14 protein-coding genes are annotated in these 17,567 nt (G+C 64.3%); 12 read left to right on the top strand and 2 right to left on the bottom strand.

Translation table 11 applies throughout. The features are described from left to right. The first annotated feature begins 47 nt into the window (after nucleotides 1-47). The 5 genes from NOV72_RS21010 to NOV72_RS20990 all read left to right on the top strand — a co-directional run bounded on the left by NOV72_RS21010 (nucleotide 48) and on the right by NOV72_RS20990 (nucleotide 5,826). Complete coding sequence (locus tag NOV72_RS21010) at nucleotides 48-233, top strand: DUF2065 domain-containing protein (protein ID WP_425428745.1); 186 nt, start codon at nucleotides 48-50, stop codon at nucleotides 231-233. Between the two features lie 121 nt (nucleotides 234-354). After that, nucleotides 355-1,506, top strand: a complete 1,152-nt coding sequence (locus tag NOV72_RS21005; RefSeq protein WP_106856514.1) for an ATP phosphoribosyltransferase regulatory subunit — start codon at nucleotides 355-357, stop codon at nucleotides 1,504-1,506. 155 nt (nucleotides 1,507-1,661) lie between these two features. After that, the gene (locus NOV72_RS21000) at nucleotides 1,662-3,008 is read left to right on the top strand and encodes an adenylosuccinate synthase (RefSeq protein ID WP_106856513.1); all 1,347 of its coding nucleotides are present in this window, start codon (nucleotides 1,662-1,664) and stop codon (nucleotides 3,006-3,008) included. Between the two features lie 99 nt (nucleotides 3,009-3,107). Beyond that, entirely contained in the window at nucleotides 3,108-3,668 is a 561-nt protein-coding gene (locus tag NOV72_RS20995) for a phosphoribosyltransferase (RefSeq protein WP_106856512.1), read from the top strand. Nucleotides 3,669-3,933: 265 nt separating this feature from the next. Beyond that, the gene (locus NOV72_RS20990) at nucleotides 3,934-5,826 is read left to right on the top strand and encodes a potassium transporter Kup (protein WP_106856511.1); all 1,893 of its coding nucleotides are present in this window, start codon (nucleotides 3,934-3,936) and stop codon (nucleotides 5,824-5,826) included. Nucleotides 5,827-5,900: 74 nt separating this feature from the next. On the opposite strand, the gene NOV72_RS20985 is transcribed toward NOV72_RS20990, so the two are convergent. Further along, a complete protein-coding gene (locus NOV72_RS20985; protein ID WP_106856510.1) occupies nucleotides 5,901-8,225 on the bottom strand; it encodes a Tex family protein in 2,325 nt (774 codons plus the stop codon). Nucleotides 8,226-8,476: 251 nt separating this feature from the next. Here NOV72_RS20985 and NOV72_RS20980 point away from each other — a divergent pair, with 251 nt between their 5' ends. The 3 genes from NOV72_RS20980 to yoaA all read left to right on the top strand — a co-directional run bounded on the left by NOV72_RS20980 (nucleotide 8,477) and on the right by yoaA (nucleotide 11,886). Beyond that, a complete protein-coding gene (locus tag NOV72_RS20980; protein WP_106856614.1) occupies nucleotides 8,477-9,286 on the top strand; it encodes a flotillin family protein in 810 nt (269 codons plus the stop codon). Between the two features lie 101 nt (nucleotides 9,287-9,387). Beyond that, nucleotides 9,388-9,573: a DUF465 domain-containing protein gene (locus NOV72_RS20975; RefSeq protein ID WP_035500990.1), complete on the top strand. Its 186-nt coding sequence runs from the start codon at nucleotides 9,388-9,390 to the stop codon at nucleotides 9,571-9,573. Between the two features lie 84 nt (nucleotides 9,574-9,657). Then, nucleotides 9,658-11,886 (top strand): DNA repair helicase YoaA, encoded by a 2,229-nt coding sequence (yoaA, locus tag NOV72_RS20970; RefSeq protein ID WP_106856509.1) that lies wholly within the window; start codon nucleotides 9,658-9,660, stop codon nucleotides 11,884-11,886. Between the two features lie 75 nt (nucleotides 11,887-11,961). Here the strand turns inward: yoaA and NOV72_RS20965 are convergent, their stop codons facing one another. Further along, nucleotides 11,962-12,795: an outer membrane protein assembly factor BamD gene (locus tag NOV72_RS20965; protein ID WP_106856508.1), complete on the bottom strand. Its 834-nt coding sequence runs from the start codon at nucleotides 12,793-12,795 to the stop codon at nucleotides 11,962-11,964. 98 nt (nucleotides 12,796-12,893) lie between these two features. Here NOV72_RS20965 and NOV72_RS20960 point away from each other — a divergent pair, with 98 nt between their 5' ends. The 4 genes from NOV72_RS20960 to NOV72_RS20945 all read left to right on the top strand — a co-directional run. After that, on the top strand, nucleotides 12,894-14,051 hold the full coding sequence (locus NOV72_RS20960; RefSeq protein ID WP_245933112.1) for an RluA family pseudouridine synthase: 1,158 nt from the start codon (nucleotides 12,894-12,896) through the stop codon (nucleotides 14,049-14,051). Continuing rightward, complete coding sequence (pgeF, locus tag NOV72_RS20955; protein WP_106856507.1) at nucleotides 14,048-14,884, top strand: peptidoglycan editing factor PgeF; 837 nt, start codon at nucleotides 14,048-14,050, stop codon at nucleotides 14,882-14,884. Before NOV72_RS20960 ends, pgeF begins: the two co-directional genes overlap by 4 nt. A 329-nt stretch (nucleotides 14,885-15,213) precedes the next feature. Next, nucleotides 15,214-17,229, top strand: coding sequence for a class I poly(R)-hydroxyalkanoic acid synthase (phaC, locus tag NOV72_RS20950; RefSeq protein ID WP_106856506.1), 2,016 nt, complete (start codon nucleotides 15,214-15,216; stop codon nucleotides 17,227-17,229). 75 nt (nucleotides 17,230-17,304) lie between these two features. Further along, nucleotides 17,305-17,567: thiolase family protein (locus NOV72_RS20945; RefSeq protein ID WP_483862441.1), on the top strand; the 263-nt coding region annotated here is incomplete at its 3' end.

Here is a 17,567-nt window from a genome sequence, read left to right as displayed (position 1 = left end):
CGCCGGCAATGTGCCGGCCGCGCGGCAATCAAAACAAACCCTTGGACATGGCCGAGACGTTCCTGCTCGCTCTTGCGTTGATGCTGATTATCGAAGGCATGTTTCCCTTCGTTTTCCCGACTGCCTGGCGCGATACCTTTCGCCGCATCGCGGAGCGGCCGGTGCACCATATCCGCATCGGCGGGCTGGTCGCGATGGTGCTCGGCCTGATTCTGCTCCTGATCGCGACGTGAGCCTCGCCCGGCAAGCCGCCGCCATTTCGCCTATCTTGTCCTTATCCTTTCGTCCCTGACCGTTCAAGTCCGCAAGCCGCGCGACCCGCGCCGAAGCTTGCGTCCCGTAGGAAACGTATCGATGTCCACCTGGTTACTTCCCGAGAATATCGCCGACGTCTTGCCGTCGGAAGCCCGCAAGATCGAAGAGCTGCGCCGCCGCCTGCTCGACCGTTTCCGTTCGTACGGCTACGAACTGGTGATGCCGCCGATGCTCGAATATCTCGAATCGCTCCTGACGAGCGGCGGAACCGACCTGAATCTGCGCACCTTCAAGCTCGTCGATCAGTTGTCCGGACGCACGCTCGGCCTGCGCGCGGACATCACGCCGCAGGTGTCGCGCATCGATGCGCATCTGCTGAACCGGCAGGGCGTGACGCGTCTGTGCTACGCGGGCGTCGTGCTGCACACGCGCCCGCGCGGGCTGCACGCGACGCGCGAGCAGATTCAGATCGGCGCGGAAATCTACGGGCACGCGGGGCTCGAAGCCGATCTCGAAATCCAGCAACTGATGCTCGATTCGCTGCATCTCGCTGGTCTGAAGAAAGTGCGTCTCGATCTGTGCCACGCGGGCGTGCTCGCCGCGCTGCTGGAACTCGAACCGGCGGCGGCAGCGCTCGGCGAAGCGCTGTACGAGGCGCTCGCGAGCAAGGACGTGCCGCGCCTGCATGAACTGACGGCGCATCTCGGACAGGTGCCGCGCGAGGCGCTGCGGTCGTTGCCGTCGCTGTATGGCGATGCCTCGGTGCTGCAAACCGCGCGTGGACTTCTGCCGAATCTGCCGGTGATCGCGCGCGCGCTCGACGATCTCGCGTTTCTCGCGGGTCAGGTCGAAGGCGCGGAAGTGATGATCGACCTCGCGGATTTGCGCGGCTACGCTTATCACAGCGGCGTGATGTTCTCCGCCTATGTCGATGGCGTGCCGAACGCGGTCGCGCGCGGCGGCCGATATGACGACGTCGGCCTCGCGTACGGCCGTGCGCGGCCCGCGACGGGATTCTCGCTCGATCTGCGCGAAGTGGCGCGCATCTCGCCGGTGGACGCTCGCGGCAGCGCGATCCTCGCGCCCTGGAAGCATGACGAGCCGCTGCGCGCGGCGGTTCTCGCGCTGCGCGCGGCGGGCGAAGTCGTGATCCAGGCGCTGCCCGGCCACGATCACGATCTGGACGAATTCGCGTTCGACCGCGTGCTCGTCGAGCGTGACGGCAAATGGACGGTCGAAACGCGCACCTGAAGCGGGCGATGAATACAGTCGCTTGATCGGCAAAGGAATTTGCTTAGCCGATTCCAATCGCGCGAGCGTGACGAAATCGCGAAACGCGTCCCGAAAAACTCGGAACCTTTCGCGAACATAGGTAAAATGCGTTTTTAACCAGCTAACGAATCAACATGTCTGCCAGTGCAGTGAATGTTAATCCAGGACGCAACGTCGTCGTGGTGGGCACCCAGTGGGGTGATGAGGGCAAAGGCAAGATCGTCGACTGGCTGACGGACCACGCCCAGGGCGTCGTGCGCTTCCAGGGCGGTCACAATGCGGGCCATACGCTCATCATCGGCGGCAAGAAGACCATTCTGCGCCTCATTCCCTCGGGCATCATGCGCGCCGGCACGGCCTGTTACATCGGCAATGGCGTCGTGTTGTCGCCGGAAGCGCTCTTCAAGGAAATCGACGAACTCGAAGCAGCTGGCGTTGACGTCCAGAAGCGCCTGTTCATCTCCGAAGCCGCCACGCTCGTCCTCCCGTATCACGTCGCCATCGACCAGGCGCGCGAAGCCAAGCGCGGCGCCAGCAAGATCGGTACGACCGGCCGCGGTATCGGACCGGCGTACGAAGACAAGGTGGCGCGTCGCGGCCTGCGCGTGCAGGATCTCTTCGATCGCGCGGTGTTCGAGGAACGTCTGCGCGAAGCGCTCGACTTCCATAACTTTGTGCTGACTCAGTATCTCGGCGCGAAGGCCGTCGACTTTCAGGAAACGCTCGACACGATGCTCGGCTACGCCGACCGTCTCGCGCCGATGGTCACGGACGTCTCCCGCCGTCTCTACGACGAAAACCACGCCGGCCGCAATCTGCTGTTCGAAGGCGCGCAAGGCACGCTTCTCGACATCGACCACGGCACGTATCCGTATGTGACGTCGAGCAACTGCGTCGCGGGCGCGGCGACAGCGGGCGCGGGCATCGGGCCGCAGCGCCTGAACTACATTCTCGGCATCACGAAGGCGTATTGCACGCGCGTCGGTTCGGGCCCGTTCCCGAGCGAACTGTACGACGCGGACAACGCCCAGCGTCAGGATCAGATCGGCCTGAACCTCGCGACCGTCGGCAAGGAATTCGGCTCGGTCACGGGCCGTCCGCGCCGCACCGGCTGGCTCGACGCCGCCGCGCTGCGCCGTTCGATCCAGATCAACGGCATCTCGGGCCTGTGCATGACCAAGCTCGACGTGCTCGACGGTCTCGACGAAGTGAAACTGTGCACGGGCTACACGCTCGACGGCAAGCCGGTCGACATCCTGCCGCGCGGCGCATCGGAAGTGGCGCGCTGCGAGCCGGTGTATGAAACCTTCGGCGGCTGGAAGGAAAGCACCATCGGCATCACGCAATGGGACGGGCTGCCGGAAAATGCACGCAAGTACCTGACGCGCGTGCAGGAAGTGGCGGGCGTGCCGATCGACATGGTGTCGACCGGCCCGGACCGCGACGAAACCATCCTGCTTCGCCATCCGTTCAAGGTCTGAGCGCCGCAAAGCCTCGCCTGAACCGGACGCTGTAAAGAATGTGGCCGCCTGAAGCGGCCACATGTCGTATATAACCTAAGCATTTGAAAGAGCCTCACCATGATCGCGATGACGGACCCGCGCAACGACGACAAGAACCTCTGGGTCGGCTGGGATGAATATCACCGGCTGATCGAACTGCTCGCACTGAAGGTGCACGAGTCGGGCTGGAAGTTCGACAAGATCCTGTGCCTCGCGCGCGGCGGCCTGCGCGTGGGCGATCAACTTTCACGCATCTACGACCTGCCGCTCGCCATTCTCGCGACGAGCTCGTACCGCGAAGCCGCGGGCACGGAGCAGGGCGATCTCGACATCGCGCAATACATCACGATGACGCGCGGCGATCTGTCCGGCAACGTGCTGCTGGTCGACGATCTCGTCGATTCGGGCGTCACGCTCGCGCGCGTGCAGGAGCATCTGAAGGAGCGTTATCCGGGCATCACGTCGGTGCGTTCGGCGGTGCTCTGGTACAAGGCGTGCTCCAAGGTCACGCCCGACTATCACGTTCAGCATCTTGAAACGAATCCGTGGATTCATCAGCCTTTCGAGGAGTGGGACACGGTGCGTCCGCACAACCTGGGTGCGTGGATCAAGCGCGGCATGCAGAACGAACGCGGATGAACGTCGACGTCTGATTGTTTCGCATGACAGACGCCGTTCGCCGGGCACGACGCCGGGCGCAACGGCGTTTTTGTTTCTGCGCGATTGTGCGACGAACTGCAAACCATCATGCCGAGCGCGCCCGCCGACGCACGCGAAGCACGATGCTACACTCTCACTCGCGTCTCTCGTGGCGCTGGAGCAACACGCAAGAAGGCGTCTTCGCGTGCAACGTTAGATAGAATGGCGTTCGTTTTTTTCCGCTCTGGACGGATATTTCGCTTTTATGACTAACACGACTCACGCGCACGAGCATAAACAACCCATGCACTCGCTTGCGCTCGCAGCCATCGGCGTCGTTTTCGGCGACATCGGCACGAGTCCTCTCTATTCATTGAAGGAAGCCTTTAGCCCGTCGCATGGCATCGGCTTGTCGGAGGCGTCGATTCTCGGCGTGATCTCCTTGCTCTTCTGGGCGATCGTCATGGTGGTCGCCGTCAAATACGTTCTGTTCGTCATGCGCGCCGACAACAACGGCGAAGGCGGCGTGTTCGCCATGACGACGCTCGCGCTGCGCAGCGTGAAGGAGTCGGGCAAGGTCTCGGGCGTGCTGATGATGCTCGGCATCTTCGGCGCGTGCATGTTCTACGGCGATGCGGTCATCACGCCGGCGATGTCGGTGATCTCCGCGGTCGAAGGCCTCGAGATCGCGGCGCCCAAGCTCTCGCCATACGTGCTGCCGATCACGATCGTCATCCTGATCGCGCTGTTCTGGATTCAGCGCCACGGCACGGCGGTGGTCGGCAGGCTCTTCGGTCCGATCATGGTCGTGTGGTTCGCGACGCTCGCGGTGCTCGGCGCCGCGCATATCGTGATGGAGCCGCGCATCATCGCCGCGCTCAATCCGTATTACGCCATCTCCTTCATGGCGCAGCACGTGCTGCAGGCGTATATCGTGCTCGGCTCCGTCGTGCTCGTGCTGACCGGCGCGGAAGCGCTCTATGCGGACATGGGTCACTTCGGCGCGAAGCCGATCCGCTACGGCTGGTACGGTCTCGTCATGCCGTCGCTGCTGCTCAACTATTTCGGCCAGGGCGCGCTCCTGATGCACGATCCGAAGGCCATCGAAAGCCCGTTCTTTCTGCTCGCGCCCGACTGGGCGTTGCTGCCGCTCGTGATTCTGTCGACGGTCGCGACCGTGATCGCATCGCAGGCGGTCATCTCCGGCGCGTATTCGCTGACGAGCCAGGCGATCCAGCTCGGCTACGTGCCGCGCATGAAGATCCTTCATACGTCGGAGCTTGCGATCGGCCAGATCTACATTCCGCTCGTCAACTGGATGCTGCTCCTCATCATCCTGTGCATCGTGATCGGCTTCAAGAGCTCCGAGAATCTGGCGGCCGCGTACGGTCTCGCCGTCACCGCGACGATGCTCACCACGACCATTCTCGTGTCGGTCGTCATGGTGAATCTGTGGGGCTGGAACCGCTGGCTCGTCGGCGGGATGATCACCGTGTTCCTTGCAATCGACATCGGCTTCTTCGGCGCGAGCCTGCTGAAGATCGAGCAGGGCGGCTGGCTGCCGCTGTGCATCGGCGGGGCGCTCTTCTTCCTGTTGATGACCTGGTACAAGGGCCGCATGATCGTGAAGGATCGCACGGCCGCGGACGGTATCCCGCTGATGCCGTTCCTGCAGGGCTTGCTCGCGCATCCGCCGCATCGCGTGTCGGGTACGGCGATCTATCTCACCGGCAGCGATTCGCTCGTGCCCGTGAGCCTGCTGCACAACCTGAAGCACAACAAGGTGCTGCACGAGCGCACCATCTTCATGAACTTCGCGACGCGCGACATTCCGTATGTCGACGATGCGCATCGTCTCGAAGTGAAGGATATCGGCGGCGGCCTTTTCCTCGTGAAGGCGGCTTACGGCTTCAACGAGACGCCGGACGTGAAGGCCGTGCTCGAGCAGATCACGCGCACGCACGCGATGACCTTCGAGCTCATGGACACGTCGTTCTTCATGGCGCGCGAGACGGTCGTGCCCACGGAATTGCCCGGCATGTCGGTGTGGCGCGAGCGCGTGTTCGCGTGGATGCATCAGAACGCGGCGAAGCCGACCGATTTCTTCAGCATTCCCGCGAATCGCGTGGTCGAGCTGGGAACGAAGATCGAGATTTGACGCTGCGTTTTTCGGCAGCGTAAAAAAACCCCACGTCGCAAGACGTGGGGTTTTTTCTTTGGCGACTCGAAGCGTCAGCGCTTCAGTTTTGCGAACGCCGCGGCCATTGCGCCGGCCGCTTCCGGTTCGCGACGCTGTTGCGGACGCTGGCCCGAACGACGATCCTGCGAACCGCGCGATTGCGCGCCGCCCGCCGAAGGCGCTGCGGCGGAGTCGTCGTCGAGACGCATGGTGAGCGAAATGCGCTGGCGCTTCACATCGGTCTCGATCACCTTCACCTTGACGACCTGACCGGCCTTCACGACTTCGTGCGGGTCCTTGATGAACTTCGTCGACAAGGCCGAAACGTGCACGAGGCCATCCTGATGCACGCCGATATCGACGAACGCGCCGAAGGCCGCGACGTTCGTCACGACGCCTTCGAGGATCATGCCCGGCACGAGGTCCGAGATTTTCTCGATGCCTTCCCGGAATGTCGCCGTCTTGAACTCGGGGCGCGGATCGCGGCCCGGCTTTTCAAGCTCGGCGAGAATGTCGCGCACGGTCGGTAGGCCGAAACGATCGTCGACGAATTCGGTGGGCGAGAGACCCGTCAACGCTTCGCGCTTGCCGAGCACATCGCCGATATGCTTCTTGATCTTCGCGAGAATGCGTTCGACGACCGGATACGCCTCCGGGTGCACCGACGAGCGATCGAGCGGATTCTCGCCGTTGTTGATGCGCAGAAAGCCCGCCGCCTGCTCGAAAGTTTTGTCGCCGAGACGCGGCACCTTCTTCAGATGCGCGCGCGACGGAAACGGCCCGTTGGCATCGCGATAATCGACGATATTGCGCGCGAGCGTCGAATTCAGCCCCGACACGCGCGCGAGCAGCGCGACCGACGCCGTGTTCGCGTCGACACCGACGGCGTTCACGCAATCCTCGACGACCGCATCGAGCGAGCGCGCGAGTTCGCGCTGATTGACGTCGTGCTGATACTGGCCGACGCCGATCGCCTTCGGCTCGATCTTCACGAGCTCGGCAAGCGGGTCCTGCAGCCGCCGCGCGATCGACACCGCGCCGCGCAGCGACACGTCGAGTTCCGGAAACTCCTTCGCGGCCAGTTCCGATGCCGAATACACCGACGCGCCCGCCTCGGACACGACGATCTTCTGCAGCTTCAGATCGGGATGCTTCGCGATCAGCTCGCTCGCGAGCTTGTCGGTTTCGCGCGATGCGGTGCCGTTGCCGATCGACACGAGTTCCGCCTGCGTGGCGTGCGCGATGCGGGCGAGCTTCGCGATGGAGCCGTCCCAGTCGCGGCGCGGTTCGTGCGGATAGATGGTGTCCGTCGCCAAGACCTTGCCGGTGCGATCCACGACCGCGACCTTCACGCCGGTCCGCAAGCCCGGATCGAGACCGATCACGGCCTTCGGGCCGGCCGGCGCCGCGAGCAGCAAGTCCTTCAGATTGCGCGCGAACACGCGAATGGCTTCATGTTCGGCTTCTTCGCGCAGTTGCGTGAGCAGTTCGGTTTCGATATGCGGCTGCACCTTCACGCGCCAGCACCAGCGGCACACGTCGGCGAGCCATTTGTCGGCGGCGCGGCCACGATTGGCGATACCGAAGTGCTGCGCGATCATCGCTTCGCACGGGTGCGGAATCTGCGCGTCGAGTTCTTCGCCGAGACCGAGCTTGACGCTCAGCACGCCCGCGTTGCGGCCGCGGAACAGCGCGAGCGCGCGGTGCGACGGCACGGTGCGGATCGTCTCGCTGTAGTCGTAGTAGTCGCGGAATTTTTCGCCTTCCTCGCCCTCTTTGCCGTCCACCACGCTCGACGTGACGAGCCCCTGGCTGAACAGATGCTCGCGCAGCTTGCCGAGAATCTCGGCGGTTTCGCCGAATTGTTCGGAGAGAATGTCGCGCGCGCCGTCGAGCGCGGCTTTGGTGTCGGCGACGCCTTTATCGGCATCGACGAACTTTGCGGCTTCGGCTTGAGGATCGAGCGTGGGATCGGCGAGCAGCGCCTGCGCGAGCGGTTCGAGACCGGCTTCGCGGGCGATCTGCGCGCGCGTGCGGCGCTTGGGCTTGTAGGGCAGATAGAGATCTTCGAGCACCTGCTTGCTGTCCGCGCCTTCGATGGCCCCGCGCAGTTCGGCGGTGAGCTTGCCTTGTTCGTCGATACTTTGCAGGATGGTCGCGCGACGGTCTTCGAGTTCGCGCAGATACAGCAGGCGCTCTTCGAGCGTGCGCAGTTGCGTGTCGTCGAGATTGCCGGTGACTTCCTTGCGATACCGGGCGATGAACGGGACAGTCGAGCCTTCGTCGAGAAGCTCCACGGCGGCGGCGACCTGACGCGGCTGCACGGTGAGTTCGGAGGCAATGCGCTGTACGATCTTGAGTGCTACGGTTTGCGTCATGTTTCTGCGCTGTCTGCGGCTCGCCAGCGAGATCCGCGCCGCGTGGGCAGGCTCGCGAGAGCGAGGCGCCGCGGGCGGGTGACCGTAGAACGAGCCAGGTTCGGACCGGGTTGCTGAGCGGGGCATTTTGCCATAAATGGCGAAGCGCTCCGGCGCGCGGTGATAGAATTTGGGCATCGCACAGGCCGTTTCGCACCTGATTCTTTATCACGTTGCCGTTCATCCATTTGCCCAACTTCCGCCTTTCAAACGTGCCGTTCGCCGCGGCTGTTTCGCTGCTGTGCGCGGCAGGCGCATGCGCGTCGCAGCACGCGCTCGCTCAAACCGCCAGGCCGATCGATCCCGGCACTTCCGTGAGCGTACGTCCGCTGGATGCGGCTGCGTCGGACGCGCTGACTGCGCAAAATCCCGACGACGCGCTGAAAGCCGGTTTCGTCGAGCGCCAGAAGGTGCTCGACAAGCGTAGCGAAGAAAACAACTACCGTTACGGCGTGAAGCAGCACGACTGCTACAGCACGTTCTTCGTGAATCACTGTCTGGACAACGCGCGCAACGAAATGCGCGAAACGCGTCAGCAGATTCGCGAACAGCAACTCGCACTCGACGACGAACAGCGCGCCGAGCGGGCAAAGCAGCGCGACCAGCAGACGGCGATCAAGCGGGCACAATACGAAGCGGAAGCGCCGCAGCGCGCCGCGAACGAGAAGGCGAGCCAGCAGGCCTACGAGGACAAGCAGCGTCAGAACGCGCTGGCCGCCGCCCAGCGCACCGCCGAGGCGCCGCAGCGCGCGGCGAACCAGGCGGCGTACGATCGCAAGCAGGCGGACTACCAGAAGCAACTCGAAGACGCGCGCGCTCGCGGCGTGCAGGACGCGCAGGAACGCGAGCAAAAGGCGCAGCGCTACGAGCAGAAGCAGCAGGAAGCCGCGCAGCATCGCGCGGAAGTCGAGGCGCGTCAGAAGGAAGCCGCCAGAAAGGCGCAGGAAAAGGCGCAACAGCAGGAGCAGGCGCGCCAGGAACAACTGAAAATGCAACAGCAACAACAGCAGCAAGGTAAGTAGGGCAGCCGGGCTCGCTACACGGGTCCGGGCAAAGAGGATGAAAGGAGGCGAGCATGCAGCAGCGCTTGAGTGATTCCCCGCGCGCACCCCGACAACCCGCCATGGATGCCGCTGTGCTGCGCGATCGCATCGCGCAATTGCAGGAAGAGCATCACAGTCTGGACACGTTGATCGAAAAAATGTCCGGCACCGACGACCTCGAGCTGAGGCGCCTGAAAAAGCGCAAGCTCAAGGTGAAGGACACCATTCTCCTGCTGCAATTGCAGCTGGACTCGGACGCGCACTGAACGCAGCGCGCCGGCCGCGGGCTCGTGCTGGCGTCGGCGCCTCGCGTGCGCGGCCGCGCCGAAACCCGCAGGATTTAGCACGCCTTGAACTCACCCGCACAATCCAGCGAGGGCGCGAGCGCGCCGCTCGCGCTGACCGACAAGCGCGGCGTCGAGCTCGACGCCATCTTCGCCGCGCAAGGCCTGCTCGCACGCGCGATCGACGGTTATCGGCCGCGCGCGTCGCAGATCGAAATGGCGCGCTCGGTCGCGGCCGCGATGGAAGCATCCGGCCGCGCCATGCCCGAGCCCGCGATGTTCGAGGCGCAGCGCCGTCCCGCGCGCAAGCTCGGGCCTTCCGACAAACCTTACGCGCCGGACGAGCAACCGGCCGACGAGATCGGCATCGCGACGGCGAAGGCGGCCATCGATGGCGGCGAGAACACGCTCATCGTCGAGGCCGGCACGGGCACCGGCAAGACCTACGCGTATCTCGTGCCGGCGATGCTGTGGGGCGGCAAGGTCATCGTGTCGACGGGAACGAAGCATCTGCAGGATCAGCTCTTTCAGCGCGACATTCCGACCGTGCGCGACGCGCTCGCCGTGCCGGTGACCGTCGCGATGCTGAAGGGCCGCGCGAACTATCTGTGCCATTACTACCTGGAGCGCACCGCCGACAACGGCCGCCTGCCGTCGCGCCAGGATACGTCGCATCTGCAGGAGATCGTCCGTTTCGCGAAGATCACGCGCACGGGCGACAAGGCCGAGCTCGCGAGCGTGCCGGAGAATTCGCCCGTCTGGCCGATGGTCACGTCCACGCGCGACAACTGCCTCGGCCAGGAATGCCCGCATTACAAGGAATGCTTCGTGATGCAGGCGCGCAAGGAAGCGCAGCAGGCGGACATCGTGGTCGTGAATCACCACCTGTTTTTCGCCGACGTGATGCTGCGCGACACCGGCATGGCCGAACTGCTGCCGACGGCGAACACCATCATCTTCGACGAAGCGCATCAGTTGCCCGAGACGGCGACGCTCTTTTTCGGCGAGACGCTCTCGACGACGCAGTTGCTCGAACTCGCGCGCGACACCGTCGCCGAAGGTCTTTCGCACGCGCGCGACGCCGCCGACTGGACCAAGCTCGGCGCGGCGCTGGAGCGCGCGGCGCGCGATCTTCGGCTCGCGTTCAAGGAAGATTCGGTGCGTCTGTCGCTCGGACAGTTGCCGGACGGTCATCCGATTTTCGAGGCGCTCGACACGCTGGAGACGCATCTTTCGGCGCTCGCCGCGACGCTGTCCTCGCATGCGGAGCGGGCGGAATCGCTGCAGGCGCTGGTGCGCCGCGCGCGCGAGTTGCAGGACCTGCTCGCGGGCTGGACGACGCCGCCGACGTCGCTCGAACGCGCGGTCGTCGAGAACGAGGACACCGCGAAGCAGGCGGCGAAGGACGAGCCGAACGAGATGGTGCGGTGGATCGAAGTGTTCTCGCACACGGTGCAGTTGCACGAAACGCCGCTGTCGGTCGCGCCGATCTTCGCGAAGCAGCGCGCGGGCGTGCCGCGCGCGTGGATTTTCACGTCCGCGACGCTTTCGGTGCGCGGCGACTTCACCCACTACGCGGCGCAAATGGGCCTGAACGCGCGTCGTTCGATGACCTTGCCGAGCCCGTTCGATTACCCGACGCAAGGTCTCCTGTACGTGCCGCGCAATCTGCCGCAGCCTTCGTCGCCGCAGTTCACCGATGCCGTGTTCGAGGCGGCGCTGCCGGTGATCGAGGCGGCGGGCGGCGGCGCGTTCGTGCTGTGCACGACGCTGCGCGCGGTGGATCGCATCGCGACGCGTCTGCGCGACATCATCGAGCGGCGTGGCTGGGACAATCCGCTGCTCGTGCAGGGCGACGCGAGCCGCACCGAACTTCTCGACCGTTTCCGCGCTTACGGCAACGCGATCCTGGTGGGCAGTCAGAGCTTCTGGGAAGGCGTCGATGTGCGTGGCGATGCGCTGTCGCTCGTCGTCATCGACAAGCTGCCGTTCGCCCCGCCCGACGATCCCGTGCTCGCCGCGCGTCTCGACGCGCTGACGAAGAAAGGCTTGAGCCCGTTCGCCGTGCATCAGTTGCCGCAGGCGGTCATCACGCTGAAGCAGGGCGCGGGGCGGCTGATTCGCGCGGAGACGGATCGCGGCGTGCTGATGATCTGCGACACGCGCCTCGTCGATAAACCCTACGGCCGGCGCATCTGGCAAAGCCTGCCGCCGTTCAAGCGCACGCGCGAACTGGACGTGGTGCGCGAATTCTTCACCGATGCGGCGAAGTGGAAAACGGAACTGGCGGAGTAACTGCCGGAATCCCGAGTTTCTATCGACGAAAAAAAACGGCCGGTTATCAACCGGCCGTTTGTCTTGTTGCCCGTGTTACCAGATCTGGTACCAGGGCTTGTCGGTGCCCGCGCGGCGTTTGCCTGTCACGTACGGGCTGTCCGGGAACGTGGCGGCGAGCACGCGCTTGGTGTCGTCGGCGAGTTGCGGCTGATCGAGCTTCTCGTACGACAGCATCATGATGTGCAGCGCGTCTTCCGTTGCCGGCGCATTCCGGTACTCGCGAATGGCGAGTTGCGCGCGGTTGATCGCGGCCACATACGCGCCACGGCGATAGTAGTAATCGGCGGCGTGCACTTCGTGCGACGCGAGCGCGTTCACGATATAGCGCATGCGTTGCGCTGCGTCGGGCGCGTACTTGCTTTGCGGATATTTGTCGACGACGACCTTGAATGCGTCATAGGACTCGCGCAGCGACTTCGGATCGCGCTCGCTCATGTCCTGACCGGAGAAGCGGCCGAAAAGGCCGAGGTCGTCGTTGAAATGGATCATGCCCTTGAGATAGTACGCATACGCGATCTCGGGATGGTCCGGGTGCAGCTTGATGAAACGGTCGATAGCCTGGTCGGCGTTGGCGGTTTCGCTGTCTTTCCAGTCGCAGTACGCGACGTTGATCTGCGCCTGCTGCGCGAAGTGGCCGAACGGGTCGCGGCCTTCGAGCGCTTCGAAATACTTCGCGCACTTGCCCCAGTCGCTGCCGGATAGCGCGTCCTGAGCCTCCGTATATAATTTGTTGTTGTTCCACGTTGCCGTTTCGTCGGTCTTCTCGGGCAGGCCGTGACAGGCCGTTACGATGGCGACGCTCGCGGCCAGCGCCAGATACTTGATCGATTGACGCATCGAGAGATGAATGGTGTTGAAGTCTCGCATCAGTGCTTGCTGTTCCTGGCTGATTCTTACTGAATCTTCGCTGTTCTAGCTGTATTTCCGGCGCGGCTTCCGATTCATGCCGCCGAAATCTCGTTCAAATGACCCGCTCAAGTACTCGTCGTACCAAAGACCAACTCAAAGATTATAGCCCATGCGCCACCGGCGACGACGCGGCTTCGCCCGATCCGACCGGCGGCGCGGGCCCTGAAGCGCCGCGCGAGGCGCGCGTGCCCGACGATCTCGCGGGCGAACGGCTCGACAAGGTGCTCGCCAAAATCTTCCCCGAATTCTCGCGCAGCCGGATGCAGGGCTGGATCGAGGAAGGGCGCGTGCAGGTCGATGGCGCGGGCGCAAAAGTGCGTCAGCCCGTGCCGCTCGGCGCGACGATCACGCTCGTGCCGGACCTCCTGCCGGAGCAGCTTGCCTTCGCGCCGGAGCCGGTGCCGCTGCATATCGTGTACGAAGATGAAACGCTCGTCGTCGTCAACAAGCCCGCGGGCATGGTCGTGCATCCGGCCGCGGGCAACTGGAGCGGCACGTTGCTCAACGGGCTCCTGCATCGTTATGGCGACGCCGCCGCCGGTCTGCCGCGCGCGGGCATCGTGCATCGGCTCGACAAGGAAACGTCCGGCCTGATGGTCGTCGCGCGCACGCTCCAGGCGCAGACCGACCTCGTGCGTCAGTTGCAGGCGCGCACGGTGAAGCGCCGCTACGTTGCGTTCGTGTGGGGCAACATGCCCGACGAAGGCACCATCGACGCGCCGATCGGCCGCGATCCGCGCGAGCGCACCCGCATGGCGGTCGTGAAGACCGCGTCGGGCAAGCCCGCTCGCACGCATTTCCGCACCACCGACCGGACGACGTGGCACGGTCAGCCCGTCAGCGCGATCCACTGCGATCTGGAAACGGGCCGCACGCATCAGATCCGGGTGCATTGCGCGCACGTTCAGCATCCGCTACTCGGCGATCCGGTGTACGGACACGCGCGCGGCAAGCGCTCCGTGAGGCCGTTGCCTCACGATTTCGCGCGTCAGGCGTTGCACGCGTGGCGGCTCGGCCTGATTCATCCCGCGACCGGCAAGGAAGTGCACTGGCGCGCGGACGTGCCCGCGGACATCGCGGCGCTCGCAGCGGAGCTCGGCTTCGGGCAGGACGAGGAAGTCGAATTCGACGAGGACTTCGCAGAGGCCTACGAAATGGGCGAAGGCGAAGAAGACGACTGGGACGACGAAGAATACGAGGACGACGAAGCATGACGCACGAAGCCGCCGGACTGCAATCGAAAGACTGCGTGCTGCCGCAGTGGAAGGTGTCGCCGCGCGTGCGCGCATTCGTCACGACGCGCGCGGGCGGCGTGAGCGCGGCGCCTTTCGATGGCGGCGCGCCCGGCGCGGGCGGCCTCAATCTCGGCTTCTCATCGGGCGACGCACCCGATGCGGTGAAGGAAAACCGCCGCCGCGCGCTCGCCGCGACCGGTCGGCCCAATGCCGCCTGGCTCGAACAGATTCACGGCACGCAAGTCGAGGATGCGCACGCGGTCATCGAGCGTCTCGCGCTCGGCGAGCGCACGCGCGCCGACGCCAGCGTGACGGATCGCGCGGGCGTCGTGTGCGTCGTGATGACGGCCGATTGCCTCCCGGTCCTTTTTTGCGACGACGAAGGCCGCGCGGTCGGCGCCGCCCACGCGGGCTGGCGCGGTCTTGCCGGCGGCATCGTCGAGAAGACGGGCGAGCGCGTGGCGACGCTCGCGGGCGTACCGGCATCGAAACTCAATGCGTTTCTCGGGCCGGCCATCGGGCCGCAAGCGTTCGAAGTCGGCGAGGACGTGCTCGACGCCTTCGTCGCGGCTGCGCAGGCGGATCGGCGCGATGCGACGAAGGCCGCGTTCAGGCCCGTCGGCGGTGCGCCGGCCAAATACTTCGCGGATATTTATGCGCTCGCGCGCCTGCGCCTGGCGGACCTCGGCATCGATGCCGCGCGCCTGCACGGCGGCACGCATTGCTCGGTCACGGAAAAAGAGCGCTTCTATTCATACCGGCGCGACCGCGTCACCGGCCGCATGGCCGCGATGATCTGGCTAGCCGACTAAGTGTTTGACGGTCGGCAATCGCCTCGGAACATAGCCGGCAACCGTTTCCTGCCGATGACGAAACCTCATGCGAAATGCAATATTTCGCATGGGGGAAAACGATAATTAAAAAAATATCGCACTGCGGCAAAATCGGGACGAAGCATTGACATGCCTCACATCCTGGAGCAAGAATGTTTCAGGAATTCACTCAATCGGGGCACGGCGTAGCAAGGCATTCTTTGCCGCGCGCATATGGCGCACCAACACTTGCGCGCTGGTCGAGGAAAGCCCGGCGATGCCTGCGTTAGCAATCCAGGTCTTCCGAGACTCACAGGTCAATAGCGGGTATGGCTTCCAAATCTACTTCCTCATCTTCCCGCTCCCGTACCGCCGACAGCACCTCGGCTCAAGCATCCGCCGATACGACTGGCGTACAGCAGGCGTTCGATCAATGGCTGAACGCGTGGCGTTCCGTCGCCGATCCTGCGCAATGGTCGAAATTTTCTCCACAGACGAATCTCGCGGGCGACGCGTCGGCATCGGCATCGCCGTTCGCGGCATTCGCTGAATTCGCCAAGCGTTTTCCAGGCGGGTTTCCATCGACGGCATTTCCGGCTGCGTTCCCGACGCCGGGCGCCATGCCGCAGATGCCCGACTTCACGAAAATGAACGGCATGGCGGAATTCGCGAAGCTCGCGAGCAGCATGCCGGGCTTCGGCGCCGCAATGCAGGGATTGCCCACGCTGCCGAAGATCCCGACCGCCGCGATCCCGCCCGAGCGCCTTCACGAATTGCAGAGCAACTATTCGCGCGATGCCGCCGACTTGCTCAAGCAGGCAGGCGCGCAAAGTATCGATCCGACCGCGCTGAAGGATCGCCGCTTCACCGATACCTCTTGGCAGACCACGCCCGCCTACGCGTTCACCGCCGCGTGGTATCTGCTGAACGCGCGCTATCTGCAGGAACTCGCGGATGCGGTGCAGAGCGATCCGAAGACGCGCGAGCGCATCCGCTTCACCGTGCAGCAATGGGCCGCCGCCGCCGCGCCGAGCAATTTCCTCGCGCTCAATCCCGACGCGCAGAAGACGCTCATCGAAAGCAAGGGCGAAAGCCTGCGCCAGGGCATGCTGAATCTGCTGAACGACATGCAGCGCGGCAAGATTTCGCAGTCGGACGAGTCGCGCTTTCTGGTCGGCAAGAACATCGCATCGACGGAAGGTTCGGTCGTGTACGAGAACGAACTCGTGCAACTGATCCAGTACAAGCCGCTCGCGCCGAACGTGTACGCGCGCCCGCTTCTGATCGTGCCGCCGTGCATCAACAAGTTCTACATCCTCGACTTGTCGCCGGAAAGCTCGCTCGTGCGCTATGCGCTCGAGGAAGGGCATCAGGTGTTCATCCTGTCGTGGCGCAATGCGGATCAGTCGATTGCGCACAAGACGTGGGACGACTACGTCGAAGAGGGCGCGCTCGAAACGATTCGCGTCGTCCAGGAGATCAGCGGCGAGGACAAGATCAATACGCTTGGCTTCTGCATCGGCGGCACGATTCTCGCGACCGCGCTTGCGGTGGCGGGCGCGCGCGGCGAGGAGCCGGCGGCATCGATGACGCTGCTCACGTCGATGCTCGATTTCTCCGATACGGGCGTGCTCGACGTCTTCGTCGACGAGGCGCACGTGCAGATGCGCGAGCAGTCGATCGGCGGCAAGGGCGGCGCGCCGGCCGGTCTCATGCGCGGCATCGAGTTCGCCAATACGTTTTCGTATCTGCGTCCGAACGACCTCGTCTGGAATTACGTCGTCGACAACTACCTGAAGGGCCGCACGCCGCAAGCGTTCGATCTGCTCTTCTGGAACAGCGATTCGACGAATCTGCCCGGCCCGATGTGCGTCTGGTATCTGCGCAACACGTATCTCGAGAACAAGCTGAAGACGCCGCACGCGCTGAAGGTATGCGGCGAGTCGGTCGATCTGTCGCGCCTCACGCTGCCGACCTTCATCTACGGCTCGCGGGAAGACCATATCGTGCCGTGGAAATCGGCGTATGCATCCGCGCCGGTGCTCGGCGGTCCGCAGAAGTTCGTGCTCGGCGCGTCGGGGCATATCGCGGGCGTGATCAATCCGCCGTCGAAGAACAAGCGCAGTTTCTGGATGATCGACAGCGACGACGAGCGTCTGCCGGAGAACCCCGACGCGTGGTTCGAGGCGGCGGCGGAGCATCCCGGAAGCTGGTGGCCGGCCTGGTCGAAGTGGCTTGCGCAAAACGCGGGCGAGCGGGTCAAGGCAGGCGCGGCGCAGGGATCGAAGACTCACCCGGTAATCGAGGCCGCTCCCGGCCGTTACGTACTGGAACGCGATTCGTGACCGGCGGCCGATCGCGCGCGAGCGCATGGAGCCGTTCTGAACCGCATTAACATTCGATGCCAAAAGGAAACTGACATGACTGACGTAGTGATCGTATCGGCCGCGCGCACGGCGGTAGGCAAGTTCGGCGGCTCGCTCGCGAAGATCGCGGCGCCGGAACTGGGCGCGACGGTAATCAAGGCCGTGCTGGAGCGCGCGGGCGTGAAGCCGGATCAGGTGAGCGAAGTGATTCTGGGTCAGGTGCTCGCGGCCGGTTCGGGTCAGAACCCGGCGCGCCAGTCGCTCATCAAGGCCGGCCTGCCCGACATGGTGCCCGGCATGACGATCAACAAGGTCTG

The sequence above is a fragment of the Caballeronia novacaledonica genome, from assembly GCF_900258035.1.
Lineage (GTDB): Bacteria > Pseudomonadota > Gammaproteobacteria > Burkholderiales > Burkholderiaceae > Caballeronia > Caballeronia novacaledonica.
The sequence above is the reverse complement of the archived record's forward strand: the minus strand, read 5'-3'. Positions and strand labels throughout refer to the sequence as shown.

Coding starts and splice junctions, on each gene's coding strand:
- NOV72_RS21010 (WP_425428745.1), top strand. CDS start 48: ATGGCCGAGACGTTCCTGCTCGCTCTTGCGTTGATGCTGATTATCGAA.
- NOV72_RS21005 (WP_106856514.1), top strand. CDS start 355: ATGTCCACCTGGTTACTTCCCGAGAATATCGCCGACGTCTTGCCGTCG.
- NOV72_RS21000 (WP_106856513.1), top strand. CDS start 1,662: ATGTCTGCCAGTGCAGTGAATGTTAATCCAGGACGCAACGTCGTCGTG.
- NOV72_RS20995 (WP_106856512.1), top strand. CDS start 3,108: ATGATCGCGATGACGGACCCGCGCAACGACGACAAGAACCTCTGGGTC.
- NOV72_RS20990 (WP_106856511.1), top strand. CDS start 3,934: ATGACTAACACGACTCACGCGCACGAGCATAAACAACCCATGCACTCG.
- NOV72_RS20985 (WP_106856510.1), bottom strand. CDS start 8,225: ATGACGCAAACCGTAGCACTCAAGATCGTACAGCGCATTGCCTCCGAA.
- NOV72_RS20975 (WP_035500990.1), top strand. CDS start 9,388: ATGGATGCCGCTGTGCTGCGCGATCGCATCGCGCAATTGCAGGAAGAG.
- NOV72_RS20965 (WP_106856508.1), bottom strand. CDS start 12,795: ATGCGAGACTTCAACACCATTCATCTCTCGATGCGTCAATCGATCAAG.
- NOV72_RS20960 (WP_245933112.1), top strand. CDS start 12,894: ATGACCCGCTCAAGTACTCGTCGTACCAAAGACCAACTCAAAGATTAT.
- pgeF (WP_106856507.1), top strand. CDS start 14,048: ATGACGCACGAAGCCGCCGGACTGCAATCGAAAGACTGCGTGCTGCCG.
- phaC (WP_106856506.1), top strand. CDS start 15,214: ATGGCTTCCAAATCTACTTCCTCATCTTCCCGCTCCCGTACCGCCGAC.